Origin of the sequence: Gilliamella sp. Occ3-1, from assembly GCF_001690655.1 — a bacterium.
Lineage (GTDB): Bacteria > Pseudomonadota > Gammaproteobacteria > Enterobacterales > Orbaceae > Gilliamella > Gilliamella apicola_P.
The window spans coordinates 1-25,848 of the sequence record NZ_LZHQ01000016.1 but is presented as its reverse complement, the minus strand read 5'-3'; the positions used below and the strand labels follow the sequence as shown (position 1 = coordinate 25,848).

Sequence of the window (25,848 nt, the reverse complement as noted above, 5' to 3'; positions counted from 1 at the left end):
TTGCAGAATGCTATTTCCTATTTAGGCTTCTAGTGCCTTGTTAATTTTTTCAAATAAATCTTTAGATAAATTTTCAATTTTTAGCAATGCCTCAAGTGCTTTTTGCATCTGCTGTTGACGATTTTTGTCATAACGTTTTAATCGAATTAGAGGATCGATAAGCCTTGCTGCAACTTGCGGATTTTTTTGGTTTAACTCAGTGAGAATTTCAACTAAAAATTGATAACCACTGCCATCTTCAGCGTGAAATGCCACAGGGTTATTATTTACAAATGCTCCAATTAATGCACGAATCCGATTTGGGTTACTGAGTGTAAATGAGCGGTGAGTTAATAATTTTTTCACGGTAGCAAGAACATTCTTTTCTGGGCTTGTTGCGTTTAGTGCTAACCATTTGTCCATAACAAGTCCATCTTGATGCCATTTGTCATCAAAGTTAGCCAATAACTCAGTTCGACAATCAAGTTCAGCTTTTACAGCAACACTCAAGGCGGCTAAACAATCAGTCATATTATTTGCTTGATAATATTGTTGGTTAACCAATGTATTGGCATGCGAATTATCATCGGCATGAGCTAATAAAGTTAAACAACAGTTTTTAAGTGACCGCTTAGCAATGTCATTATGTTTAATTTGATATTGTGATGTTTTATTGTGGTGATAAACGGCTAATAGTTCATCATAAAATTCGTTTGCAAAATGAGTTAACAAAAATAGACGCACTTGATGAATTGCGATTGGATCAACCACAGTAAATAAATTCGCCAACTCGTTTTCAGATGGCAAGGTTAATATTTGTGCAATAAGGAAAGGGTCAGTTTTTTCTGATAACAATACGGCTCTAAATGCATCTAATACTGAATCAGGCAACATTAGATTTTGATTTTCTTGATAATTTTTCACATTCGAGCGAACATATTTTGCTAATAACATTTGAGCTGCATCGTAACGGCTAAATGCGTTAGTAGCGTGTTGCATTAAGAAAATAAGATCATTATCTTGATAATCATAAGTTAACTTAACAGGTGCTGAAAAATCACGTAATACTGAAATAATCGGTTTTTGAGTTACGTTATCAAAGATAAATTGTTGTTTGTTTTGTGTTAAATTTAAAACATGGTGAACAGATTTGCTTTGGTATTGCAGTGGAATTATTTCACCATTATGTTGATATAACTCGATATCAAGTGGGATATGCAAAGCCTGTTTTTGTGCTTGATCTTGAGTAGCTGGCGTATATTGTTCTACTGTTAAAGTATATTGTTGATTTTTCTCGTCATAATTATCGGTAACGGTTAATTCAGGTGTTCCTGATTGGCTATACCATAATTTAAATTGAGTTAAATCGATACCTGAGGCATCTTGCATGGCTGCAACAAAATCATCACAAGTTGCGGCACTACCATCATGGCGTTTAAAATAAAGTTTCATCCCTGCTTGGAATTTATCTTCTCCTAATAAAGTATGCATCATTCGAATAACTTCAGCGCCTTTTTCGTACACGGTGACTGTGTAAAAGTTATTCATTTCTATTACTTGTTCAGGCCGAATAGGGTGAGACATTGGACTAGCATCTTCGGCAAATTGAACGGTGCGCAAAAGTTTGACATCCTCAATGCGTTTTACTGCACGAGATCCCATATCAGCGCTAAATTCCTGATCTCGAAATACAGTTAATCCTTCTTTTAAACTAAGTTGGAACCAGTCGCGACAGGTTACCCGATTACCAGTCCAGTTGTGAAAATATTCATGACCAATTACACCTTCAATACCTAGATAGTCATCATCTGTTGCTGTTTGTGGTTTGGCAAGCACATATTTTGAATTAAAGATATTTAATCCTTTGTTTTCCATTGCTCCCATATTGAAAAAATCAACCGCTACAATCATAAAGATATCTAAGTCGTATTCAAGCCCAAAGCGTGTTTCGTCCCAACGCATGGCATTTTTTAAGCTTGTCATAGCCCACTGCGAACGATCTAAATTACCTTTATCAACGTAAATTTCTAAATCAACTTTCCGCTTTGATTGCGTGATAAACTGATCTTTTAAAATATCAAAATCACCAGCAACTAATGCAAATAAGTAAGCCGGTTTCGGAAAAGGATCTTGCCATTGTACCCAATGACGTCCATCTGCAAGCTCGCCTTGCGCTATGCGATTACCGTTCGAAAGTAGATAAGGATAATGTTGTTTATTCGCGGTAATACGTGTTGAAAAGCGAGCAAGAACGTCAGGTCTGTCAAGATAATAGGTAATATGGCGGAATCCTTCTGCTTCACATTGAGTACAGAGCGCTTCGCCTGATACATATAATCCTTCAAGTGCTGTATTGTCAATTGGTTTGATTTCGTTAACAATCGTTAATGTAAATTCTGCTGGAACACGTTGAATGATTAAACCAGCTTTTGTGAGCTGATAATCATGCCATGGTTGTTCGTCAATATTAACAGAAATCAATTTAAGATCTTCACCATCTAAAATTAAATTGTCCGCTTCATTATTTTTCTTAACAACACGGCTACGAGCTGTGACGGTTGTTATTTCGGGAGCTAAATCAAAATCAAGATCAATGTCGGTAATGGTAAAATCGGGTGATTTATAATCAAGACGATTTTTGGCAATAGGCTGCGATTCAGGTGTTTTTATATTCATGTTGTTATGACCTTTTGGTTTGAAATCAATTTATATTTTATACTGATCGATATTATAGTCGATTAAAAACAATCTTATTACATAATTAATCTATATCTTCATTATTATTCTGCTATAATCTTTGAAATTTTTATTTAAAGCAATAGCACTAAATTTACATGTTACCAGCAATAATTACATCAATATTAGATACTGATGCTTATAAGTTGCATATGCAGCAAGCTGTATTTCATTACTACCCTGAGGTAACTGTCGTTGCGCAGTTTCGTTGTCGTAGTGATGATTTATTGGGACAATATGTTGATGAAATAATAAATCAAGTGAAATTAATGGAATCATTAGCGCTGTCTGATGATGAATTTAACTATTTATCAAATATTTCCTTTTTTAAATCTGACTATTTAAATTGGCTTAAAAAATGGCGTTTCAATAGTGATTTGCTCACTATAAAAAATGAAGATGGAGTGCTTTCTATTACAATTGAAGGTAAATGGCTAGATGTTATTCTATGGGAAGTGCCATTACTTGCCGTTATCAGTGAAATTGTTCATAAAGATCGTTCACCTAATATTGGAGTTTCTGAGGCACTAGCTCGGCTAAAAGATAAATTGGCATTGTTTAATGAAAAAACAGCTAATATGGATATGTCGGGCTTTAATTTAATGGATTTTGGTACGCGTAGGCGTTATTCGTTTGCGGTGCAAGAGGCAGTTGTCAGTTATTTGAAAACACACTTTCATAACTTTCATAGTACTAGCAATTATTTACTGGCTTATCGTTTAGGGCTTACTCCTGTTGGAACCCAAGCACACGAGTGGTTTCAAGCTCATCAACGTTTAAGTGCTAATCTTCAAGATTGCCAAAGAAATGCTCTTCAAGTTTGGTTAGATGAATATCCTCATGACTTAGGAATAGCATTAACAGATTGTATTACAATGGATGCATTTTTACGTGATTTTGATTTGCATTTTGCTTCTCATTATCAAGGGCTTCGTCATGATTCAGGTGATTCAATTCAATGGGGTGAAAAAGCAATTGCTCATTATCAGCAATTGGGCATAGATCCACAAACTAAACTTTTGGTTTTTTCTGATAGCTTAAATTTTGACAAGGCGATTAAAATCTATCAACATTTTAATCATCGCGTAAAATTATCTTTTGGCGTCGGCGGTTTTTTAGCTTGTGATATTCCATCTAAAGATGCCAATACCAAAGCATTGAACATTGTGCTTAAATTAACGGAATGTAATAATCAATCTGTGGCTAAACTATCAGATAGTCCAGGTAAAACGATATCTCGGGATTTAGATTTTATTGATGAATTAAAACGAACTTTTAGTGTTAAACAATGATAATAATTCATGTTTAACTTATTATTAATATTAGAAACTAAAAATTAGTAATAAGAAACAAGTTATTCAAGAATTCCATTTAGTTATGGGATAGTCTTTAGAATATATCTGTATTACTTTAAATATTACTTAAACAAATTAATGTAGAGATGGATAATTAAATGACTTCAGTTGCACCTATTGTTGATGTGTTACAAGGCAAAATTGCTGTCGGTAGCACTATTTCAGTTCAAGGTTGGGTAAGAACTCGCCGTGATTCTAAAGCAGGTATTTCATTTTTAGCTGTTTACGATGGTTCCTGCTTTGACCCTATTCAAGCTGTTATTGAAAATAATTTATCTAATTATGAACAAGAAATCTTGCGTCTAACAGCTGGTTGTTCCGTTAAAGTCACTGGTAAAGTAGTGGAGTCACCAGGTCAAGGTCAAAAATATGAATTACAAGCAACGCAAGTTGAAGTGTATGGCTTTGTTGACGATCCCGAGACTTACCCAATGGCAGCAAAGCGCCATTCAATTGAATATCTTCGTGAAGTGGCTCACTTGCGTGCACGAACCAATATTGTTGGTGCGATAACGCGTGTACGCCATACGCTTGCGCAAGCAATTCATCAGTTTTTTAATGATCGTGGCTTTTATTGGCTATCAACTCCTGTTATTACCGCATCAGATACTGAAGGGGCGGGCGAAATGTTCCGCGTTTCAACACTTGATATGCTAAATCTGCCTAAATCTGATAATGGTAAAGTTGATTTTGATAAAGATTTCTTTGGTAAAGAAGCTTTTTTAACCGTTTCTGGACAATTAAACGCTGAAACTTATGCTTGTGCACTTTCTAAAGTTTATACTTTTGGTCCAACATTTAGAGCAGAGAACTCAAATACTACTCGCCATTTAGCTGAGTTTTGGATGATGGAGCCTGAAGTAGCGTTTGCTGATCTAGATGATAACGCTAAGCTTGCTGAGGATATGTTGAAATATGTGTTTAAAGAAGTGCTAGAAAAACGTGCTGATGATATGCAATTTTTTGCTCAGCATGTTGATAAAGAAGCAATCAATCGTCTTGAAAACTTTATTAATGCTGATTTTGCTCAAGTGGATTACACTGATGCTATCACTATATTACAAAATTGTGATGCTAAATTTGAAAACCCAGTCAGCTGGGGAATTGATTTAGCTTCAGAACATGAGCGTTATTTAGCTGAACAACATTTTAAAGCACCAGTGGTAGTAAAAAACTATCCGAAAGATATTAAAGCGTTTTATATGCGTATGAATGATGACGGTAAAACGGTAGCGGCAATGGATGTTTTAGCGCCAGGAATTGGTGAAATCATTGGTGGATCTCAGCGTGAGGAGCGTTTAGATATGTTGGATAAACGCATGGATGAATTGGGACTTAAAAAAGAAGATTATTGGTGGTATCGTGATTTACGTCGATACGGTACTGTGCCACATTCTGGTTTTGGTCTTGGTTTTGAACGTTTAATTGTTTATGTAACAGGTGTTCAAAATGTGCGCGATGTTATCCCATTCCCAAGAACGCCGCGTAATGCAAACTTTTAGATTGATTGAAAAATTAGGTTAGCTCAGGAATCAACAAATATCAATCCGATATAGTACAAAAAGTGATCAAATGTGGTTGAATTTTGGATTAGGTGCCATATTTAGTGAAAAGTTTGCTTGATTTTAGAAAAAATTTATACATAATTTACAATACTATGAAAAGTAGTTAAAATAATAGATAAAAATATTATTTTTTTGGATGAATAATTATTGTACGAAGATTGACACTAAACTTATGGAAAGTGTCTTTTTAGAAAATAACCATGAGGGTAAAAAATGAAACGTAATCTATTAGCAGTCGCTATCCCTGCGCTTTTAGTAGCCGCTGGTGCAAATGCATCTATCGAAGTTTGGAACAAAGATGGTAATAAAGTTGACTTTTACGGTCGAGTAAAAGCAGCTAATAACATCACTGACCGTGGTCAAAAGGGCGAAGGTGATGATACTTCAGCTCGTTTAGGTATGTCAGGCCAAACTCAAATCACAGATAGCGTAACTGGCTATGGTCGTTGGGAATACGAAGCTAAAGCGGGTAAAAATTCTGATAATGAAGTACGTTATGCATTTGCTGGCTTAAATTTTGGTGATTTAGGTTCATTTGACTATGGTCGTAACGACGGTGTGTTAAAAGCAATTACTGCTTATACTGACGTATTACCACAATTTGGTGGTGATGCAGCAAACAACGATTGGAACGTACTTTCAGCTCGTACTAAAGCTGTTGCAACTTACCGTAATAATAACTTCTTCGGTTTAACTGATGATATCAGCTTTGCATTACAATATGCTGATAATGGCGATAACGCTGCAACTTATGATAGTAAACTTGCTAGCATAAAAAAGGATGAAGACGGTGATTTCGTTGAATTTAGTGGTGAAAGCCGTGAAGCCTATGGTGCAAATGTTCAGTGGCGTATTTTCGATACTGGCTTGACTTGGGGGGCAGGTTACGCTCAAACAGCTGGTAAATCTGCATACGAACCTGATGAAGTTAAAAGAGTAAAAACATGGACTACTGGTATCAAATATGACAATTACAACTTGTATCTAGCTGCCAACTACTTCCAATCTAAACTCAATACTTGGAATGATCGCATAGACGGTGACAAGTATAAAGATCCAAAAATCAAAGGTGTTGAATTAGTTGCTCAATACGGTATTGATTTAGAAGTAGGTCGTTTAACACCTTCTTTAGCTTATGTACAACATAAGTTTACTAATATTGATTTAGACGATGAATCTCATAAAGCAGACCGTAATTTAGTTAAATATGTTTCACTTGGTGCAACATATGACTTAAATAAAAACTTTAGCGCTATCGTAGAATATAAATTTAATTTACTTAAGAAATACGACATTGGTGCAGCAGAAAATACTGTTCGTGAAAGCAATGGTCGTCATCCATACACACCAGGTACTAAAGATGTGTTAGGTGTTGGTTTAATTTACCAATTCTAATCTCTTAATATCTTATAAAAAGGCACTTAGTTGCCTTTTTTTTCGCCTCTTAAATTCATTCCTACCTAAAAAACATTTTATGTCTAAAAAAAATTATAATAAGTATTAATATACTTATATATTCGCAGAAATATTATAATTAATATTGTTCAACAGATAGCATATGCAACAAAATCTATTTGCTATCTATCAAAATGGCTATTAAAGTAGTAATGTAATTGCTATTTACAGGCAGTTATTTATTAGACCAAGAGCAAAATAATTTGCATCTTTAACAAAAAAATATACCTATGAGGGTAACAAAATGAAACGTAATCTATTAGCAATCGCTATTCCTGCACTTTTAATTGCAGGTACAGCAAACGCTTCTATTGAAGTGTGGAATAAAGATGGTAATAAAGTTGACTTTTATGGTCGTGTTTACGCATTAAACTATATTACTGATCGCAATAACCAAACTGGTGAAGGTGACAAAACTACTGCACGGTTAGGTATGTCCGGTCAAACACAAGTGACAGACAGCGTAACTGGCTATGGTCGTTGGGAGTATGAAGCAAAGACAGGTAAAAATGCTGATAATGAAACTCGTTATGCATTTGCTGGTTTAAACTTTGGTGATTTTGGTTCATTCGACTATGGTCGCAATGATGGTGTATTAAAAACATTAACATCTTACACTGACGTTTTACCAGAATTTGGTGGTGATGCTTCTGATAATGATCTTTATGCATTAACAGCTCGTACTAAAGCCGTTGCTACCTACCGTAATTCAGATTTCTTCGGTTTAGTAAATGGTTTACGTTTTGCTGTTCAATATGCGGATAACGGAGATAACAGCTCAACACGTCATTTCGGTAATTATACTCGTAATGATAAACACAATAGTGCTGAAGCATGGGGTTCAGTTGTTGATTGGGATGTGCTTGATACTGGTTTATCTGTTGGTGCTGGTTATGCACAAACTGGTGGTCATAAAGATGCTAAAGCATGGTCAGCCGGTATCAAATATGATAACGACAACCTTTATTTAGCTGCGTTATATATTCAAGGTAAACAAAAATATGGCTGGCATAATGCATCAACAACTCGTAGCGCTGATGATTTAAAAACCAAAGGCTATGAATTAGTTGCTCAATATGGTATTGACTTTGAAGTGGGTCGCTTAACTCCATCTGTTGCTTATATCCAACATAAAGTTAAAGACGCATCTAATTATTCAAGTGATGCAGGGCTTAAAGGTAATGATTTAGCTAAATATGTTGATGTTGGTTTAACTTATGACTTTAACAAAAATCTACAAGCTATTATTGATTATAAAATTAACTTATTAGATAAAGATGATATCGGTGCACGCCGTGCTTTATATGAAGATGGTTCATTTACTAAATCACAAATCAAGGGCACAACAAAAGACACAGTAGCACTTGGTTTAATTTACCAATTCTAATTGATTGTATCTTTATTTTTAAAAGGCACTTCGGTGCCTTTTTTATTATCTATTATCAATTAAATAACCCTTGCGCTTTGATTAATACTTTGTTAAAAATTAAAAAGAATATAATAATAAATTAGGATACGATGATGCTATATACCACACGTAAATTACTGGCTAAAAAAAATATTGCTTTAGTTGCTCACGATCACCTGAAAGATTCTTTATTAAATTGGTGTAAAAAAAATCGTGAAGAGCTTTCTCGTCATAATTTATGTGGCACGGGCACTACTGGAACATTAATAAAGCAAGAAACAGGACTAAATATCACGCCAATGCTAAGTGGTCCGATGGGGGGAGATCAGCAGATAGGTGCATTAATTGCAGAAGGTAAAATTGATATTTTAATCTTTTTTTGGGATCCACTTAATGCTGTACCTCACGATCCAGATGTGAAAGCGTTGTTACGATTATCTACTGTTTGGAATATTCCAGTTGCCACTAATCAAGCCACAGCCAATGCATTAATTCAGTCCTCTATTTTTACGCAAGAAGTTGATATTGAAATTCCTGATTATCAAAGCTATTTAACTCAAAGAGTTAAATAAATATCAATACCATGTCAAATTCGTAAAACAGGTCGGCAAATACTTCTACTTTATCATTAGTTTATTGTTTCGCATTACGATTTTGGTCATTTGTTCACAAGGTTTTGGTATTATTGGCTTGGTATTGCTGATTGCTATAGCTAAAAAACTATAATTGTTACGGTTAACTTTAAGTTATCTGCATCATCAATTTAAAAATGAGCTTCCAATGCAGCCTATGAAAATGCGGAAGATTGGCTAATTTCACCATCTTTAAATAAAATCGCTTCGCCAGCAGCATTAAGTTTGTTCCAAATCTCATTTGAGGTTAATGGTAAGGTTGAAATGATAGTAACAATATCATTGGGTGTTGTATGTTTTTGAAAATCAATTTCTACATCTTCGTCCAGTAATTTTGCTTTGCCAAATGGTGCTTTACGGGTTATCCAATGCAAATTCGTTGTGCAATAGGCAAACACATATTGCCCATCAGAAAGTAGCATATTGAATATGCCTAGTTGGCTTAATTGATCGGCACATTGCTTAATAAAATTAAATAGCTCAAGATCATCGACAGGTTTTTGTGAATATTTTTGCTGTAATTGATTAATTAAATAGCAAAAGGCAAATTCGCTATCGGTTTCTCCAACAGGTTGAAAAAGCCCTGTATCTAAATTTTGGTAATTGGTTAATTGTCCATTGTGGGCAAAAGTCCAATTTTTACCCCAGAGTTCGCGGGTGAATGGGTGGGTATTTTCTAGTGCGACACCGCCTCGATTTGCTTGTCGAATATGAGCAATCACAGCTTTAGATTTGATGGGATATTCTTTCACCATTTTAGCAATAGGCGAATAGCTACAAGGCTCTGGATCTTTAAATGTTCGGCAACCTTTTCCTTCGTAGAAAGTAATTCCCCAACCATCTTTGTGAGGACCTTTGTCCCCACCTCGTTTAATTAAGCTAGTAAAACTAAAGCAGATATCGGTTGGTACATTAGCACTCATACCCAATAATTCACACATATTATTTTGCCATCTCTTTTTCAATTAACAGAATAAGAATATGAATAACTTTGATGTGGATTTCTTGCACACGATCGGCATAACCAAAATGCGGAACACGAATATCAACATCAGCAAGTCCATTCATCTTACCACCATCTTTACCAGTTAACGTAATAATTTTCATCCCTTTTTGTTTTGCTGCTTCAATTGCCTTAAGCACGTTAGCTGAATTCCCTGAAGTTGAGATACCTAAAAGTACATCACCTTTCTGACCTACACCTTCAACATAACGTGAAAAGATAGAATCAAATCCAAAATCATTACCAACACACGAAATGTGACTTATATCTGATATAGCAATCGCTGGATAAGCAGGGCGATTATCACGATAGCGACCAGTTAATTCTTCAGCAAAATGCATAGCATCACAATGAGAGCCACCATTACCACATGATAAAACTTTACCACCATGTTTAAAAGAATCAGCAATTAAAATAGCAGCTTTTTGAATTTGTTGGAGATTTTTATCATCTGAAACAAAATTAGTTAATACGTTAATAGCTTGGTTTAATTCATCACGAATATTGTCAATATACACTGGGATTTCTCCATCAATAATAAATAAATTTATAGACTATTGTAATTTGTTCAAAATAGCTTGCAAGCGATAAAATAAAATTCCTTATTTTGACAAAAGATTTTAGAAAGTATGCTGTTAAGTGTAAAAATAAGGATTGAAATAAAAATAAATTAAAATTATTTCTAATCATAATGGTTGAAATAACAACAAAATTTAAATTAATTTTAAATTTAACAAATAATACATTTGCAATAGTTAAATTCTTTGCGTTTATTTTAAATAATATATTGGGTAGAACTTGGTCGTAACGCTATTTGCCAATAGGATAAGTCTTTAATTCGTGATACAATTTACTAAGTATTTTTTCACGCAAAACAGAGTGAAATAGCATTTAAAATAGAATTAATAAGGAATTAATATGCAAACGATTGAAGGTAAAGTTGCTGCACCAAAAGCTAAAGTTGCAATTGTAGTGGCACGTTTTAATCATTTTATTAATGATAGCCTAGTAAATGGTGCAATTGATGCATTGACACGTATTGGACAAGTTGATGATAAAAATATCACTGTTATTTGGGTTCCCGGTGCTTATGAAATTCCTCTAGCTGTTAAAGTTGCTGCACAGTCCAAAAAATATGATGCCGTTGTGGCGTTAGGTACCGTAATTCGTGGTAGTACAGCGCATTTTGATTTTGTTGCTGGTGAATCAAGCTCTGGATTATTAAGTACAAGTTTAGACAACACTATTCCAGTAGGATTTGGTATTTTAACCACCGAAAGTATAGAACAAGCAATTGAACGTGCAGGCACTAAGGCAGGCAATAAAGGAGCTGAAGCTGCATTAACTGCGCTGGAAATGCTAAATATTATTAAAGCAATTAAGGAGTAATTTTGTGGCATTAGTTAATCCTCGTCGTCGAGCAAGAGAATGTGCGGTACAAGCCATTTACTCTTGGCAAGTTTCCAGAAACGATCTGGCTGATGTTGAGACAAGTTTTATTACAGAACAAGATATGAAAGGCGTCGATTCTAAGTATTTTCGTGAATTATTAAATGGTGTAGCAAAAAATACTACCGAATTAGATGATAAAATGACGCCTTATCTCACTGAACGATCTGTTGATGAATTAGGACAAATTGAATTAGCGATACTTAGAATCGCACTGTATGAATTAATGAAACGTCAAGATGTGCCCTATAAAGTGGTAATTAATGAAGCCATTGATTTAACAAAAACCTTCGGTGCTGCTGACAGCCATAAATTTGTTAATGGCGTATTAGATAAAATAGCCCCAACCATTCGTACGCGATAACCGATTAATTGTGAGATTGATATGAACGACAATACCGAAAAAAATAAACCATCTATTTTTTACGCAAAAAATAGTGAATCTAAAAAGCATTCTCGCTCGGCTATTGAAAAGCCTTCTCGATGGAAAGACAAACGTAAAGATGATTCATCTCAGTTGAAATCTAAACGAGATCGTCATGATCGTATTGAAACATTCAAACCTCGAAATGATAAATCTGAGTTTGCAAAAAAGCGTTTTAATGTTGAACTTAATCAATCTCAATCATCTATCGATAATGATTCACCATGGCAAAAAAAGGTTCGTGATAATGAGCAAGTACCTACTTTTGGTTATGATGGCTATCGCCAACGTAAAGAAGAAACTTTAGTTTATAGTGAAAATAGCTGTAAAGCAGTTTTCAAACATCGACGCACAGCTATTGTTAAACTATTTATTACCCAAGAGATGACTTACCAGTTTAAAGATCTAATAGACTGGTTAGTCAAACAACGGTTAGGTTATGATGTTATTTCTAGTGAGCAAATTAGTAAAATAACTCAAACTCAACACCATGGCGGTGTCTGCCTAATTGTAAAAAAACGTGTTCCACTTACCTTATTGGATTATTTAGAAAATAATAGTAATAAAGATCATGATGGTATTCTAGCTATTGACGATGTTCATAATCCCCATAATTTAGGTGGCTTAATTCGTAGTGCTGCTTTTTATGGTGTTAATGGCGTTATATTACGTCAAACGAATTTACTTGATAGTGGCGCTGCCATGCGTGTGGCAGAAGGTGGTATTGAAGCTATTGAATCAATTAAAAGTGATGATTTTGTTGCTTCACTTGATATGCTCAAACAGCGTGGTTACCAAGTTGTTGCGTTATTACCGTGTCAGGCAAAATCTATTGCATCAACTGAATTGCATAAAATCAAGTTTGATAAAAAAGTTGCGTTAGTTATATTTCAACAAATTAATATAAAACTTATTAATTGTGCTAATGTTGTCGTCCATTTAAAGGGCAATGATAACATGCCTGCATTAAATATTTCGGTTGCAACGGGTATTTTATTATCTAATTTACAAAAATAATAAAGTATTATTTTATTTTTATTATCAATTAGTTGGATGGTAAAAGTTATTTTTCTAATTGGTAAAATATATCAAATAGCATGATTTGATTAGAAATTACTTTTTTTTTCTGTAAATTGTTATTAGTTATTGTGTGTTTTGGTAATGGTTATGGCTTTAAAGCATAAAGTTGGTTTAATTTTCGGGAAGTTTTATCCTTTACATTGTGGTCATATTTATTTGATTGAAAAAGCAATGAGCCAAGTTGATGTGTTACATATCATATTGGGTTGTGAGGCATCACGTGATAAGCAGCTATTTGATAAAAGCCGTTTACCCAAACAACCACAAGTTAGCGACCGCTTTTCATGGTTAAAAGAGACGTTTAAAGATCGCCACAATATTCATATCCATGTACTTGATGAGGTTGGTATCGAATTTTATCCCAATGGATGGCACGATTGGAGTTGTCGCGTTAAGCAAATTCTTTCCGAACATAAAATTAAGCCTAATGTAGTATTTACTAGTGAACCGCAAGATATCAAAAATCATGAACTCTATTTTGGTTGTCCGGTAATCATTGTCGATGCCAATCGAGATTTTATGAACATCAGCGCAACACAAATCCGTGAAAATCCTTATAAAAATTGGTGTTTTATCGCACAAGCAGCAAAACCTTTTTTTGTTAAAAAAGTAGCTATTGTTAGTCAAAATAGATTTCGTGATTTACCTATTCAACTTGCTAATATTTATAATACTCAATATGTACCTAACGGTTATATTAATTATATTGAGCGAGAAATCTTAACTCAGCATAACAAACGTTATTTGAGTGAATCTGATTTTATGAAAATTGCGATGTTACATGTAGAACGGATTTCAAAAGCTATTGAAATCGCCAATAAGGTTGTTTTTACCTCAATTGATTTTGAAACATTAGCCCAGTACTACGATCAATTATTTCAAAAAGATAATGAAATTTTAAAAGCTTTTAAAGACAGTTATCATTTTGATTTAGTCATTCATGAAAAAGATTCAAATCCAAAATCCTCACGGCTGGAACATTTTGAAACAATCACAAAAGAGGTTGAAGCATTATTGATTTAGTTCATCACATTTATTGTGGCTTATGTTAAAATAAGTCAAATATTTGTGATAGGTAAATTTTTATGTCTCAATCTTCTGACAAACAAGACGATACAAATCAAGAAAAAATTGATTTTGGTTACAAACAAGTTCCAAAACAAGAAAAAATAAAACGTGTTGCTGAAGTATTTCATTCTGTTGCTGATAAATATGATGTTATGAATGATCTAATGTCATTTGGCATACATCGTATTTGGAAAAAAATTACTATTGAATATAGTAGCGTGCGTAAAGGTCAAAAAGTTTTAGATTTGGCCGGAGGCACAGGTGATTTAACCGCTAAATTCTCGCAACTTGTTGGTGATGATGGATTAGTTGTGTTAGCCGATATTAACGAATCGATGTTAAAAGTGGGACGAGATAAGCTACGCGACAAAGGCTTATTTAAAAACATTGAATATGTACAAGCTAATGCCGAAGAATTACCTTTTGCAGATAACTATTTCGATTGTATTACTATTTCATTTGGATTACGTAATGTTACCGACAAAGAAAATGCATTACTATCCATGTGGCGAGTATTAAAACCTGGCGGGCGTTTATTAATTCTTGAATTCTCTAAACCGCAATATCAAATCCTGAATAAAGCGTATGATCTATACTCATTTACTATGTTACCATTGATGGGGAATATAGTGGCAAATGATTCTGAAAGTTACCGTTATTTAGCTGAATCTATCCGTATGCATCCTGATCAAAATACATTGAAAAAAATGATGGAAGATGCAGGATTTGTCGATGTGAAATATCACAATATGACTGGTGGTATAGTTGCGTTACATACTGGCTTTAAATTTTGATGCGATGAATAATAATGACATTTTTTAGACTGTTTAAAATATTAACTGTATTTCGAGCTTATCAATTAAATGAATTGTTGCCAAAACATCGTTCATCAAAATGGTTGCGTACTTTATTATTTTGTATGTTTTGGGTTAGAGCTAAAGCAAAACATCAAAAAATCGGTGAACGTTTACAACTAGCGTTACAAGATCTAGGTCCAGTTTGGGTGAAAATTGGACAAATGATCTCAACCCGGCGTGATATTTTACCAAAACACATAGCCGATGCTTTGGCAAAATTACAAGACCAAGTTAACCCTTTTGACGGTAAAATTGCCAAACAATTAATTGAGTCAGCGTTAGAACAGCCAATTGATTATTATTTTGCTGATTTTGACGAAAAACCAATAGCATCAGCATCAATAGCTCAGGTTCATACGGCGGTATTAAAACATAGTCAAGCTGAAGTGGTTATCAAAGTCTTACGTCCTAATATTTTACAGGTTATACAAGCTGATATTGGCCTGATGTATTGGGTGGCTAAACAATTTACTAAACGAATCGAATCAGGCGAAAAATTGCGAGCGGTTGAAATAGTGCATGATTATGAAATGACACTATTAAAAGAGTTAGATTTACAAAAAGAAGCTTACAATACGGTTAGATTGCGTGACAATTTTATCAATAGCGATACTTTATATATCCCTTATGTTTATCAAGATTTATGTCGAAAAAATGTGATGGTTGAAGAGCGCATTAAAGGGATCCCCATTGCAGATATCGATCAGTTAAAGCAAAATAATGTTGATATGAAATTACTTGCAGAACGAGGAGTACAAGCTTTCTTTACCCAAGTGTTTCGTGATAACTTTTTTCATGCTGACATGCATCCAGGCAACATTTTTGTTGATATTACAGAACCACAAAATCCACGTTATATTGGTATTGATTGTGCCATTGTTGGTATATTAAGTGCTGATGATCAACGCTATCTTGCAGAAAATTTCTTAGCATTTTTCAATCGAGATTATCGAAAAATAGCAGAAACCTATATTGCATCAGGCTGGGTACCAGCAACAACGGATGTTATTGCACTTGAAATGGCAATGCGCAATGTATGTGAGCCCGCATTTGCAAAACCACTTTCTGAAATCTCATTTTCACAAATTTTACTACAATTATTTCAAGTCGCTCGTCAATTTGATATGGATATCCAACCCCAACTGACCTTACTTGAAAAAACACTATTTTATATTGAAGGGCTTGGTCGTCAGCTCTATCCAGAACTTGATTTGTGGCAAACAGCGAAGCCATTTTTAGAAAAATGGTATCGAGATAAATATAGCGCTAAAAAGATACTGCAACAAGCTTGGGAATCATTACCTGAGTGGCGAATAATGTTGCCTCAGTTACCAGAAAAATTAAATGATTATGAACGAATTTCCAAACAAATGAATGTTCAATTACAGCAAATCAAGCAAGAATTTCAGCGTAGTAAAAAGCGTGAACGAAATTTATATACAGTGATTGCACTATTTTGTGCATTATGTATTATTATACTGATTGTGCATTAATAATTGGGCACAAAGCTAGTTATTTGGGAAAATTATAGTTTGTGTGTATAATTTAGATATTAACCCTACTGGAGATAATTATCATGATGCCAAGCTTGCCTCAACTCCTCATATTAATCGTTGTTGTTGTGTTATTATTTGGAACAAAAAAATTACGTACGCTAGGTTCCGATCTTGGCGCATCAATTAAAGGCTTTAAAAAAGCGATGAATGATGATGACGGCCACGACCAAAAAGAGCACGACAATTTACAAAAAGTCGAAAATATTGACTCATCAGAAACTAACAATACAGATACTAACAATAGCAAAAAAGAGTAACCCGTGTTCGACATCAGCTTTGGTCAGTTATTATTGGTATTAATTATTGGTCTGGTGGTTTTAGGACCAGAACGATTACCTATTGCCATAAAAACAGTTGCAGGATGGATAAAAGTACTCCGCCGAATGTCTGCTACTGTACAGTTAGAATTAAATAAAGAACTTAAGCTACAAGAGTTACAAGACAGTCTAAAAAAGGCTGAACAAAGTGGTTTAACAACACTTACGCCAGAGATTCAAGAATCAATTGATGATTTAAAGCGCGTAACAGAATCATTACAAAACGAGATCGAATCTGCAACGCAGATCGATTCTCACTCTCACTCTCACTCAGATAAAAATAAATCATGACTGACGACGCTACACAACCATTAATTGGACATCTTGTTGAACTTAGAATACGGCTTCTACGCTCTATTATCTGCATTTTGCTGGTATTAGCCTGCTTACTCTATTTTTCCAATGATATTTATCATATCGTGGCAAATCCGCTTATTAGCCAATTACCTCAAGGTAGTAGCATGATAGCAACAGATATTGCAGCACCATTTTTTACCCCAATTAAGCTAACTGCGGTGGTGGCAATATTTATCTCAATTCCTTACGTACTGTATCAAGTTTGGGGATTTATTGCACCAGCGCTATATCAACATGAAAAACGTCTAGTAATGCCGTTAATTGTATCAAGCACAATTCTCTTTTATCTCGGTATCGCATTTGCTTACTTTGTGGTGTTTCCACTAGCATTTTACTTTTTTATTCACACTGCACCTATTGATGTAGCTATCAATACTGATATTACAAAATATCTTGATTTTGTAATGACACTCTTTATTGTTTTTGGGTTTGCTTTCGAAGTGCCCGTTGCCATTATACTACTTTGTTGGACAGGAATAACTACACCTAAAAGTCTACGAAAAAAGCGCCCTTATATAATTGTTGGTGTGTTTGCCGTTGCAATGTTTGTTACGCCACCCGATGTATTTTCACAAATATTACTAGCTGTACCTATCTGTTTACTGTTTGAAATTGGCACTTTTTTTGCCCGTTTTTATCAACCACGAAAAAATGACAAAACAGAAGATAACGACAGTTATGAATCTGATAAAGATAGTTAACAGATAAAAGATGAATTAACTGAATAATTAAGGATAACAAGTCATAATGAAGACATCATTACCTGATTTTAATTGTGCCAATGTATTAGTTGTAGGCGATATTATGTTAGATCGCTATTGGTATGGAGGAACTAATCGGATATCCCCCGAAGCGCCAGTACCTGTAGTCAAAATTGACTCTTTAGAAGAGCGACCAGGTGGTGCGGCTAATGTTGCTATGAATATTACATCGCTTTGTGGTAACGCGCGACTAATCGGACTAACAGGTATTGATGAACCAGCTAAAATTCTTGATGAACAGCTAAGTAACCACAAAGTTCAATGTGATTTTGTCTCTGTTTCAACACACCCAACTATAACTAAACTACGAGTCTTATCACGCAATCAACAATTGATCCGTATTGATTTTGAAGAAGGATTTGGCAATATTGATGCAACTCCTATTCTTGAGCGTATTCAAACAGCATTGGCGACGCATAAAGTATTGGTTCTGTCGGACTATGCTAAAGGAGCATTATCAGCAGTTCAAGCAATGATTAAGCTTGCCAATCAAGCAAATGTACCGATTCTAGTTGATCCCAAAGGGACTGATTTTGAACGTTACCGCGGTGCAACAATCTTAACCCCAAATATGTCAGAGTTTGAGGCGGTAGTTGGTCATTGTCAAAGTGAAGATGAAATCATAGAAAAAGGCCACCAACTGATTAAACAGTACCAGCTAAAAGCGCTATTGGTTACACGAAGTGAAAAAGGCATGACATTGCTTCAATTAGATAAACCAACTTATCATCTACCGACTCAAGCTAAAGAAGTATTTGATGTCACAGGTGCTGGCGATACTGTAATTGCCACATTAGCCGCAGCTTTAGCCGCAGGGCAATCTTTAGAGGAAAGCTGTTTCTTAGCCAATGCTGCAGCGGGTGTTGTTGTTGGTAAACTTGGCACTTCAACAGTATCGCAAGTAGAGTTAAGTAATGCCATTCGAGCACGTGCTGATGACGGTTTTGGTGTAATGACAGAAGAAGAACTCAAAGAAGAAGTTCAAAAAGCACGGATGCGTGGTGAAAAAATTGTCATGACCAATGGTTGTTTTGATATTTTACATGCTGGGCATGTCTCTTATCTTGCTAATGCGCGTAAACTTGGTGATCGTTTAATAGTTGCGGTGAACAGCGATGCTTCGGTTAAGCAGTTAAAAGGTGAATCAAGACCAATAAACCCGCTTATGCAACGAATGATTGTATTAGGTGCACTTGATTCAGTTGATTGGGTCGTGCCATTTGAGGAAGAAACACCACAACGATTAATAGCCACTATTTTACCCGATGTATTAGTTAAAGGTGGCGATTATAAACCTGAAGATATCGCAGGCGGTAAAGAAGTTATTGCTGCTGGTGGAACTGTTAAAGTGCTCAATTTTGAAGATGGATGTTCAACAACCAACATTATTAACGCAATAAAAAGAACGCTAAGCTAAATAATCACAAATAAAATCGGCTACTTTGAAATAAGTAGCCGATTGGCTTTTCAACTCTTAATAACCTTAGTTAATCCTTGTTTAAGATAAAAATCAGTAAAAAAATTAATACACTTTAATCAATCGTTAATAACTATTGTTAAATTTCAAAATTAATACTTTTTTTATTGTGATCTTTATGCAAAGCTAATAAGCAAATAACGAAAAAGAGTATTAAGGATATTTTATGACCAAACATTATGATTACATTGCCATTGGTGGTGGTAGTGGAGGGATAGCATCAATTAATCGAGCTGCGTCCTATGGAAAAAAATGTGTCATTATTGAAGCCAAATTATTAGGTGGAACCTGTGTTAATGTTGGTTGTGTACCCAAAAAAGTAATGTGGTATGGTGCTCAAATTGCAGAAGCTATTAAACATTATGGTCCTGATTACGGTTTTGATACCACTATTAATCAATTCAATTGGGATAAATTAATTGCTAGTCGAACTGCTTATATTGATCGCATTCATCAGTCTTATGATCGGGTACTTACTAATAACAAAGTTGACGTCATTCATGGCTATGCAAAATTTGTTGACTCTCACACCGTTGAGGTAAATGGCGAACACTATAGTGCTGATCATATTCTAATTGCTGTTGGCGGAAAACCAAGCATTCCCAATATTCCAGGTGCGCAATATGGCATTACTTCAGATGGCTTTTTTGCTCTAAAAGCCTTGCCAAAACGTGTGGCAGTTGTTGGCGCAGGTTATATTGCTTGCGAAATAGCAAGCGTATTACACGCTTTGGGCGCACAAACACATCAATTTGTTCGCAATGCTACACCACTACGATCTTTTGATCCGCTTATTGTTGAAACCTTAATGGAAGTTATTGCTACTGAAGGACAACAATTACATACTTTTGCGGTTCCAAAATCGGTAATTAAAAATAGTGATAATTCGTTAACATTAAACCTCGAAAATGGCGAAAGTTACACAGTTGATTGTTTAATTTGGGCGATTGGACGTGATCCAGCAACAAATGACATGAATTTACAGGCGGCAGGAATTGCGGTTGATAATAAAGGTTTTGTTCTCGTCGACAAATACCAAAACACCAATGTCCCGGGCATTTATTCTGTCGGTGATGATATTACAGGCGCTATAGCGCTAACACCTGTTGCAGTTGCCGCAGGGCGTCGCTTATCAGAAAGGTTATTTAACAATAAACCTGATGAACATTTAGATTACAGTAATATTCCGACCGTCGTATTTACTCATCCTGCAATTGGTACAGTAGGATTGACTGAACCAGAAGCAATACAGCAGTATGGTGAAGAAAACGTAAAAGTGTATAAATCAACATTTACAGCAATGTACACCGCAGTAACACAGCATCGACAACCTTGTCGAATGAAATTAGTATGCGTGGGGAAAGATGAAAAAATTGTTGGTATTCATGGTATTGGTTACGGAATGGACGAAATGTTACAAGGCTTTGCAGTAGCGCTTAAAATGGGAGCAACTAAAAAAGATTTTGATAATACGGTGGCTATTCACCCAACTGCTGCCGAAGAGTTTGTTACCATGCGTTAAAAACGACCGATAGTAGTAATAAAAAAGCAGGCTATTAGTCCTGCTTTTTTGTTAATATTTTTATATATTAGGGCGTGTTGATCTTTCGTGATTATTTTTTAGACGGCATGATGTGAGTTATAATAATTCTGCAAAAAACAACCATAACTCGATTCATCATGCCAAGAACAATGCTAACAGATAAACGGTGGGAAAAGCTACTACAAATAATGAAAAATACCGGCCGAGTTTATAATAAATCCGAGCATCGGATGACGTTTGAAGGGATCCTTTTCCGAATGAGAACCGGTATTCCTTGGCGAGATTTGCCAGAAGAGTTTGGTGAATGGAGCACCGTCTATAGACGATTTAATTTGTGGTCTAAAAAAGGAATATTAGTTGATATTTTCAAACATTTATCACAACTAGCGGATTTTGAATGGGTGTTCCTAGATGGCTCGATTATCAGGGCTCATCAACATAGTACAGGCGCTGCAACGGAGCATTGTGAGCAAATAGGTCAGAGCTGTGGTGGTAATTCAACTAAAATTCATCTTGCGGTTGATAGTGGTGGTTTGCCTATTTGTTTTGAGCTTTCTGAAGGACAACGACATGATATCACTTATGCAGAAAACCTAGTTGAAAAGCTCGATGAAGTGAATACAGTGATAGCCGATAAAGGTGCTTTGTTCGTCAAAAAGGCGGACGAACGGTGATTGCTAAACGTAATTATGGTAAGGATATAGATAAAAGCAGTATGGATAGGTGCCTTTATCGCTATCGTCATTTAGTCGAGAATGCCTTTGCTAGAATCAAGCAATACCGTTCAATATCAACTAGATACGATAAGTTAGAAAGGAATTATGCCAGTATGGTATCACTGGCATTTATGTTAATGTGGCTGCCAATGTATTGTTGAGTAATTTATGTACAGCAAAGATCAACAGCCCCTAATCAATTACAATTAATTTTTTAATTATTTATAACTATCCTTTACCTAAATTCACTCCTAATTTGAAATACCTATAAACTTAAATAAAAGACATTAATTCAATGTATTCCGCTAATTTGATAATTAAAATCCATTTAAATGAAAATTTTTTGAATCTTTTTTTGATTTTGTCGACTCTTTATTAGAGTAGTTCATTATTAAATCTAATTTTAAAGAGGAAAAAAATATGAGTTTTAAAAAAAATATTCCAAGTTTTGAGCGTTTATGTCGAATTATTATTGGTGCCTGTATTGCTTATTTAGGCTTTCTTTTTGCTCCAACAGCCCTAGTAATGTGGATTGCTATCGCAACAGGAATAATTCTGGTTTGTACTGGAACTATAGGATTTTGCCCTATGCGTTCAATTATGAAAAGAAAAATAAACTAGCTAAAAAATCCACTCGCTACTTCCTTGATATAATGATGAAAAACAGTTTACTTTGAGGAAGTACATATTACAGGATATCTCTCATTGATATCACCATTAAGAGAAAAATGTAAATAAAATGAAATTTAAATTAATTAATTTTAAGAGGTAATGTCATGTTTAGAAGTAGTTCTGTATTAAGGCATTTACTACGAGGATGTATTGGATTTGGTTTGCTCGGTTTAACAATATATCTGTTCATTCAAGGTGCTGTCTGGAGCGTTTTATTGGGACTTGTATCGGCTGTTTTAGGTTTTTTTGTATTAAGAGGATGCCCTGCCTGTTGGGTAATTGGTCTCATAATGACTATAACCAATCCAGGTAAAACATGTATTCCCTGTACAAAAAAAGATGAATCAATTTCAACAGACTTAAAGTGAAAATAGCTCAATGTGTGAATTTGTTATGTTGCATGGTTACTGCCCCTAGCTTGCTAGGGGATGAGTATCTAATCAAGTTAAATCATATTTTCTTTAATGCCATTTGTATTCATTACCATAAATAGTTCCTTTATAATTGTGAATATTAATATATAAAGTATTCATAATTACTATTTCAGTGTGAATGACCACTAATCTCTAATTTTTTTCGTATAATATTTCTAGCTCTGTGAAGTCTACTTTTCACTGCTTCTGGGCTAATTTCAAGCATATTAGACACTTCATAAGTTGATAATTCTCTGATATCTCTAAGAATTATTACACTTCGATAAGTATAGGGAAGAGAAATTATTGCTTTAGTTAAGTCAATTTTTAATATTGATTCATCAGCTATAGAGTTACTAGTTCCAAATAGCTCTTCCATATCATCAGGATCCATTGCGAATGTTTTGTTATTTGAACGAAATATTCTGTAGCATTCTCGCTCAATAATGCGAAACAACCACGCTGACAGTGCGGAAATAGTTCGCAAAACACCTATTTTTTTATATAAAACCCAGAGTGCCACTTGTACTGCATCTTCTGCGTCTTCAGCAGTGGAACAAACTTTTCTTGAAAAGCGATTTAGATCTGGTTGGCATTTTTCGAGTAATTTAGCCATAGCAACTTCATTACCTGAACTGGCCTGTAAAATGAGATTATCATCAATTTTTTTCATTATTTTTTCCTCTACTATATAAAAGAGGTTTGAAGGTATGAAAAGGATTCAAATAATTTTAAATATTTTTGTAACTATCCCCTAAAATAGTACAGCAAAAAAGTAGAAAATTCTCTATGATAAAAGTAAAAGGGAATTTAATTATGAAAAAAATGGCTGAACATCAAATCGTGGCTATTTTAAAAGATGATCCTCGCCAAAAAAGTGGACAAAAGTCACCTCTATGATATAAACAAAAATCATAGGAGACAAATATCATGGTCAAAAAATTTAGTATCTAATTTAAACAACAATCAGTGGATTATGCGTTATCTCATGCACACCTTTCTATCAACGAACTTGCCAACCATCTAGGTGTGGGTAAATCAACCCTAGATAAATGGATTAGGCAACTTTCCCCGAATAAAACCAGCCGTCGAGAGTTAACGGCTGAGCAACAGCGGATAATGGCGTTAGAAAAAGAGATTAAAGAACTGAAAATGGCTAATGATATACTAAAAAAGGCGCATGTGCATATCATCAACAATCCAAATCGATGAAGTACGCTTATATGAAAAATCATTTAACCTGCTATCCCGTTACTAGGATATGCTCATTACTTGGTGTCAGTGCATCGGGTTATTATGCTTGGTTAAAAAGAGCAAACAAATCAGCTAAACTCAGCGTATATCCAAAAACAGTATTGGCAACATAAAGCTCGTTTGGGTGCGCCAAGCCTGCTTCATGATGCAAGGGAAGCGGGCTATCAAGTTTCAGAAAGAACAATTAACCGTGTTTTGCAACAATTGGGATTACGTAGTTTAAGATTGCATAGTAAAGCCACACGTAAATTCAAGTATAAAACAGACACGGCTCATCACAATATTGTGCCCAACACGTTAGATAGGCAATTTAACCCTGATAAGCCTAATAAAACATGGGTAACCGATATTACTTATATTAAAACGGGGGAAGGTTGGTTATATTTGTCGTCGGTGATTATCGATTTATATGGACGAAAAGTGATTGCTAGGCAAACGAGTCGCTACATAGACCGCCATTTAGTGTGTAATACATTAAAACAAGCTTTATTTCGGCGTCACTTTCCTAAAAATGTACTCATTCATAGTGACCAAGGAAGCCAATATTGCAGTGCTGATTTCAAGCAATTATTGTTACAATATGGGCTAAGGCAAAGCATGAGTCGAAGAGGCAACTGCTTTGATAATGCGGTTGTTGAGAGTTTTTTTCATACACTCAAAACATATATTATTCATGACTGTTACTACAAAACGAGGAAGCAGGCTAATAAAGCACTATTTGAATATATTGAAATCTATTATAATCGGATACGCCGTCATTCAGCCAATGGCTGGGTATCACTTGAACAATATGAACAACAATATTACCAAAACGAAAAAATGATAGAGGTGGGCACTGTCTAATATTTTGGCGAGGATCAAGGTACTGATAAATTACCATATGTATAAACCACTTTGATTTTTATTGAGACCTTTGTACGGTAAAGCTTCACTCAAACTAAATTTTTAACCGTGCTTTTTTGAGGCATTTGGGCTTATATTTAGACCTAAATACCTCTAGATAAGTGACTATTTATCGCCATTTCCCTATTCTAGGCGCCTTTCCTGCTGTACAGATAACTCTAGTTTGATATCAAAGTTCAATAAGCTGCCTGAAAGATGAGCTTGGATTAGTTCAGTCAATGGAGTTTCAAATTAAACCGTATTTACGAAACCAAAGAATAAGTAGAAAGCTTTATGAAGATAGCAGAAAATGAAATACACATCTGGTTTACCTATAATGAGGAAATAAATCCCGATTTTGCTTTGACCAACTATGTCCAATTTTTGAATCATCAGGAATTGGAGCAGTGGCAAAATTATACTTTGACAAGTATAAACACCAATATTTGGTAACCCGAATGTTAGTGCATGATGTTCTGAGCAGATATCTACAAGGTATTCCTGCCAAAAATATAGAATTCAGAACTAATTCTGCACATTCTCTTTTAAATTCACTACTTAGTTGTCTTGTCACGGGATAATCTTATTAGTTGATGTGTAACTCTCCCCTAGAATAATACAGCAAAAAAGTAGAAAATTCTCTATGATAAAAGTAAAGAGGATTTAAACATGAAAAAAATGACTGAACATCAAATCGTCGCTATTTTAAAAGAAGCTGAAGCGGGTATTCCGGTTAAAGAACTCTGTCGTAAATATGGCATGGGTAATTCAACTTTCTATAAATGGCGGGAAAAATACGGCGGAATGGAAACTTCGGATATCAAACGCTTAAAGGAGCTGGAGGCTGAAAACCGTAAGCTTAAACAGATGTTTGCCGAACTGAGCTTAA

The 25,848-nt window shown here is 34.8% G+C and carries 22 protein-coding genes and 2 pseudogenes; 20 read left to right on the top strand and 4 right to left on the bottom strand.

Features of this window, described 5'->3' with window-relative positions:
• Positions 1 to 21 precede the first annotated feature (21 nt).
• Complete coding sequence (gene pepN / locus A9G43_RS05025) at positions 22 to 2,655, bottom strand: aminopeptidase N (protein WP_065607167.1); 2,634 nt, start codon at positions 2,653 to 2,655, stop codon at positions 22 to 24.
• Positions 2,656 to 2,813: 158 nt separating this feature from the next.
• Between pepN and pncB the strand changes: the two genes are divergently transcribed.
• The 5 genes from pncB (at position 2,814) to A9G43_RS05000 (ending at position 9,070) form a co-directional block, all read left to right on the top strand.
• A complete protein-coding gene (pncB, locus tag A9G43_RS05020) occupies positions 2,814 to 4,007 on the top strand; it encodes a nicotinate phosphoribosyltransferase (RefSeq protein WP_065607165.1) in 1,194 nt (397 codons plus the stop codon).
• Positions 4,008 to 4,168: 161 nt separating this feature from the next.
• Positions 4,169 to 5,572 carry an asparagine--tRNA ligase gene (asnS, locus tag A9G43_RS05015; RefSeq protein ID WP_065607163.1) on the top strand — a complete coding sequence of 468 codons (1,404 nt, stop codon included), beginning with the start codon at positions 4,169 to 4,171 and terminating at the stop codon, positions 5,570 to 5,572.
• A gap of 276 nt (positions 5,573 to 5,848) precedes the next feature.
• Positions 5,849 to 7,030 (top strand): porin, encoded by a 1,182-nt coding sequence (locus A9G43_RS05010; protein WP_065607161.1) that lies wholly within the window; start codon positions 5,849 to 5,851, stop codon positions 7,028 to 7,030.
• Positions 7,031 to 7,334: 304 nt separating this feature from the next.
• Positions 7,335 to 8,477: a porin gene (locus tag A9G43_RS05005; RefSeq protein WP_065607159.1), complete on the top strand. Its 1,143-nt coding sequence runs from the start codon at positions 7,335 to 7,337 to the stop codon at positions 8,475 to 8,477.
• A 134-nt stretch (positions 8,478 to 8,611) separates the two neighbouring features.
• Complete coding sequence (locus tag A9G43_RS05000; RefSeq protein WP_065607154.1) at positions 8,612 to 9,070, top strand: methylglyoxal synthase; 459 nt, start codon at positions 8,612 to 8,614, stop codon at positions 9,068 to 9,070.
• Between the two features lie 215 nt (positions 9,071 to 9,285).
• Here the strand turns inward: A9G43_RS05000 and A9G43_RS04995 are convergent, their stop codons facing one another.
• Both A9G43_RS04995 and lpcA read right to left on the bottom strand, forming a co-directional pair.
• Entirely contained in the window at positions 9,286 to 10,071 is a 786-nt protein-coding gene (locus A9G43_RS04995) for a class II glutamine amidotransferase (RefSeq protein WP_065607152.1), read from the bottom strand.
• A 1-nt stretch (position 10,072) separates the two neighbouring features.
• Positions 10,073 to 10,651 carry a D-sedoheptulose 7-phosphate isomerase gene (lpcA, locus tag A9G43_RS04990; RefSeq protein ID WP_065607150.1) on the bottom strand — a complete coding sequence of 193 codons (579 nt, stop codon included), beginning with the start codon at positions 10,649 to 10,651 and terminating at the stop codon, positions 10,073 to 10,075.
• Positions 10,652 to 11,051: 400 nt separating this feature from the next.
• Between lpcA and ribH the strand changes: the two genes are divergently transcribed.
• From ribH to A9G43_RS04925, 13 genes and pseudogenes are all read left to right on the top strand, one after another.
• Positions 11,052 to 11,522 (top strand): 6,7-dimethyl-8-ribityllumazine synthase, encoded by a 471-nt coding sequence (gene ribH, locus A9G43_RS04985; RefSeq protein ID WP_034911536.1) that lies wholly within the window; start codon positions 11,052 to 11,054, stop codon positions 11,520 to 11,522.
• A 4-nt stretch (positions 11,523 to 11,526) separates the two neighbouring features.
• Positions 11,527 to 11,946 (top strand): transcription antitermination factor NusB, encoded by a 420-nt coding sequence (nusB, locus tag A9G43_RS04980; RefSeq protein WP_065560927.1) that lies wholly within the window; start codon positions 11,527 to 11,529, stop codon positions 11,944 to 11,946.
• Positions 11,947 to 11,967: 21 nt separating this feature from the next.
• Positions 11,968 to 13,023, top strand: coding sequence for a TrmH family RNA methyltransferase (locus A9G43_RS04975; RefSeq protein ID WP_065607148.1), 1,056 nt, complete (start codon positions 11,968 to 11,970; stop codon positions 13,021 to 13,023).
• 150 nt (positions 13,024 to 13,173) lie between these two features.
• The gene (nadR, locus tag A9G43_RS04970; protein ID WP_065607146.1) at positions 13,174 to 14,109 is read left to right on the top strand and encodes a multifunctional transcriptional regulator/nicotinamide-nucleotide adenylyltransferase/ribosylnicotinamide kinase NadR; all 936 of its coding nucleotides are present in this window, start codon (positions 13,174 to 13,176) and stop codon (positions 14,107 to 14,109) included.
• 62 nt (positions 14,110 to 14,171) lie between these two features.
• Positions 14,172 to 14,948 carry a bifunctional demethylmenaquinone methyltransferase/2-methoxy-6-polyprenyl-1,4-benzoquinol methylase UbiE gene (ubiE, locus tag A9G43_RS04965; RefSeq protein WP_065607144.1) on the top strand — a complete coding sequence of 259 codons (777 nt, stop codon included), beginning with the start codon at positions 14,172 to 14,174 and terminating at the stop codon, positions 14,946 to 14,948.
• Between the two features lie 14 nt (positions 14,949 to 14,962).
• Entirely contained in the window at positions 14,963 to 16,504 is a 1,542-nt protein-coding gene (gene ubiB, locus A9G43_RS04960) for a ubiquinone biosynthesis regulatory protein kinase UbiB (protein ID WP_065607142.1), read from the top strand.
• Between the two features lie 83 nt (positions 16,505 to 16,587).
• Entirely contained in the window at positions 16,588 to 16,824 is a 237-nt protein-coding gene (gene tatA, locus A9G43_RS04955; protein ID WP_065607139.1) for a twin-arginine translocase TatA/TatE family subunit, read from the top strand.
• Between the two features lie 3 nt (positions 16,825 to 16,827).
• Entirely contained in the window at positions 16,828 to 17,175 is a 348-nt protein-coding gene (gene tatB, locus A9G43_RS04950; protein ID WP_065607137.1) for a Sec-independent protein translocase protein TatB, read from the top strand.
• Positions 17,172 to 17,942 (top strand): twin-arginine translocase subunit TatC, encoded by a 771-nt coding sequence (tatC, locus tag A9G43_RS04945; RefSeq protein ID WP_065607135.1) that lies wholly within the window; start codon positions 17,172 to 17,174, stop codon positions 17,940 to 17,942. The genes tatB and tatC overlap by 4 nt, the downstream gene beginning before the upstream one ends.
• 46 nt (positions 17,943 to 17,988) lie before the next feature.
• Positions 17,989 to 19,419, top strand: coding sequence for a bifunctional D-glycero-beta-D-manno-heptose-7-phosphate kinase/D-glycero-beta-D-manno-heptose 1-phosphate adenylyltransferase HldE (hldE, locus tag A9G43_RS04940; protein ID WP_065607133.1), 1,431 nt, complete (start codon positions 17,989 to 17,991; stop codon positions 19,417 to 19,419).
• A gap of 226 nt (positions 19,420 to 19,645) precedes the next feature.
• Positions 19,646 to 21,001: a glutathione-disulfide reductase gene (gene gorA / locus A9G43_RS04935; protein WP_065607131.1), complete on the top strand. Its 1,356-nt coding sequence runs from the start codon at positions 19,646 to 19,648 to the stop codon at positions 20,999 to 21,001.
• Positions 21,002 to 21,159: 158 nt separating this feature from the next.
• A pseudogene (locus A9G43_RS04930) lies at positions 21,160 to 21,899 on the top strand (IS5 family transposase).
• Between the two features lie 259 nt (positions 21,900 to 22,158).
• Positions 22,159 to 22,359, top strand: coding sequence for a YgaP family membrane protein (locus A9G43_RS04925; protein WP_034915691.1), 201 nt, complete (start codon positions 22,159 to 22,161; stop codon positions 22,357 to 22,359).
• Between the two features lie 594 nt (positions 22,360 to 22,953).
• Here A9G43_RS04925 and A9G43_RS04915 read toward each other — a convergent pair.
• A complete protein-coding gene (locus tag A9G43_RS04915) occupies positions 22,954 to 23,496 on the bottom strand; it encodes an RNA polymerase sigma factor (RefSeq protein ID WP_051634374.1) in 543 nt (180 codons plus the stop codon).
• Between the two features lie 296 nt (positions 23,497 to 23,792).
• On the opposite strand from A9G43_RS04915, the pseudogene A9G43_RS04905 reads away from it, so the two are divergent.
• Both A9G43_RS04905 and A9G43_RS04900 read left to right on the top strand, forming a co-directional pair.
• Positions 23,793 to 24,920, top strand: a pseudogene (locus tag A9G43_RS04905) (IS3 family transposase).
• Positions 24,921 to 25,628: 708 nt separating this feature from the next.
• A partial coding sequence (locus tag A9G43_RS04900) for a transposase (RefSeq protein ID WP_065606286.1) occupies positions 25,629 to 25,848 on the top strand: 220 nt, incomplete at its 3' end.

What these genes read in the sequence shown, in the direction of transcription:
- ubiB (WP_065607142.1), top strand. Translation starts at nt 14,963, where the DNA reads ATGACATTTTTTAGACTGTTTAAAATATTAACTGTATTTCGAGCTTAT.
- tatA (WP_065607139.1), top strand. Translation starts at nt 16,588, where the DNA reads ATGATGCCAAGCTTGCCTCAACTCCTCATATTAATCGTTGTTGTTGTG.
- A9G43_RS05005 (WP_065607159.1), top strand. Translation starts at nt 7,335, where the DNA reads ATGAAACGTAATCTATTAGCAATCGCTATTCCTGCACTTTTAATTGCA.
- A9G43_RS04915 (WP_051634374.1), bottom strand. Translation starts at nt 23,496, where the DNA reads ATGAAAAAAATTGATGATAATCTCATTTTACAGGCCAGTTCAGGTAAT.
- gorA (WP_065607131.1), top strand. Translation starts at nt 19,646, where the DNA reads ATGACCAAACATTATGATTACATTGCCATTGGTGGTGGTAGTGGAGGG.
- nadR (WP_065607146.1), top strand. Translation starts at nt 13,174, where the DNA reads ATGGCTTTAAAGCATAAAGTTGGTTTAATTTTCGGGAAGTTTTATCCT.
- pepN (WP_065607167.1), bottom strand. Translation starts at nt 2,655, where the DNA reads ATGAATATAAAAACACCTGAATCGCAGCCTATTGCCAAAAATCGTCTT.
- ribH (WP_034911536.1), top strand. Translation starts at nt 11,052, where the DNA reads ATGCAAACGATTGAAGGTAAAGTTGCTGCACCAAAAGCTAAAGTTGCA.
- A9G43_RS05010 (WP_065607161.1), top strand. Translation starts at nt 5,849, where the DNA reads ATGAAACGTAATCTATTAGCAGTCGCTATCCCTGCGCTTTTAGTAGCC.
- A9G43_RS04995 (WP_065607152.1), bottom strand. Translation starts at nt 10,071, where the DNA reads ATGTGTGAATTATTGGGTATGAGTGCTAATGTACCAACCGATATCTGC.
- A9G43_RS04975 (WP_065607148.1), top strand. Translation starts at nt 11,968, where the DNA reads ATGAACGACAATACCGAAAAAAATAAACCATCTATTTTTTACGCAAAA.
- ubiE (WP_065607144.1), top strand. Translation starts at nt 14,172, where the DNA reads ATGTCTCAATCTTCTGACAAACAAGACGATACAAATCAAGAAAAAATT.
- hldE (WP_065607133.1), top strand. Translation starts at nt 17,989, where the DNA reads ATGAAGACATCATTACCTGATTTTAATTGTGCCAATGTATTAGTTGTA.
- A9G43_RS05000 (WP_065607154.1), top strand. Translation starts at nt 8,612, where the DNA reads ATGCTATATACCACACGTAAATTACTGGCTAAAAAAAATATTGCTTTA.
- A9G43_RS04925 (WP_034915691.1), top strand. Translation starts at nt 22,159, where the DNA reads ATGAGTTTTAAAAAAAATATTCCAAGTTTTGAGCGTTTATGTCGAATT.
- asnS (WP_065607163.1), top strand. Translation starts at nt 4,169, where the DNA reads ATGACTTCAGTTGCACCTATTGTTGATGTGTTACAAGGCAAAATTGCT.
- tatC (WP_065607135.1), top strand. Translation starts at nt 17,172, where the DNA reads ATGACTGACGACGCTACACAACCATTAATTGGACATCTTGTTGAACTT.
- pncB (WP_065607165.1), top strand. Translation starts at nt 2,814, where the DNA reads ATGTTACCAGCAATAATTACATCAATATTAGATACTGATGCTTATAAG.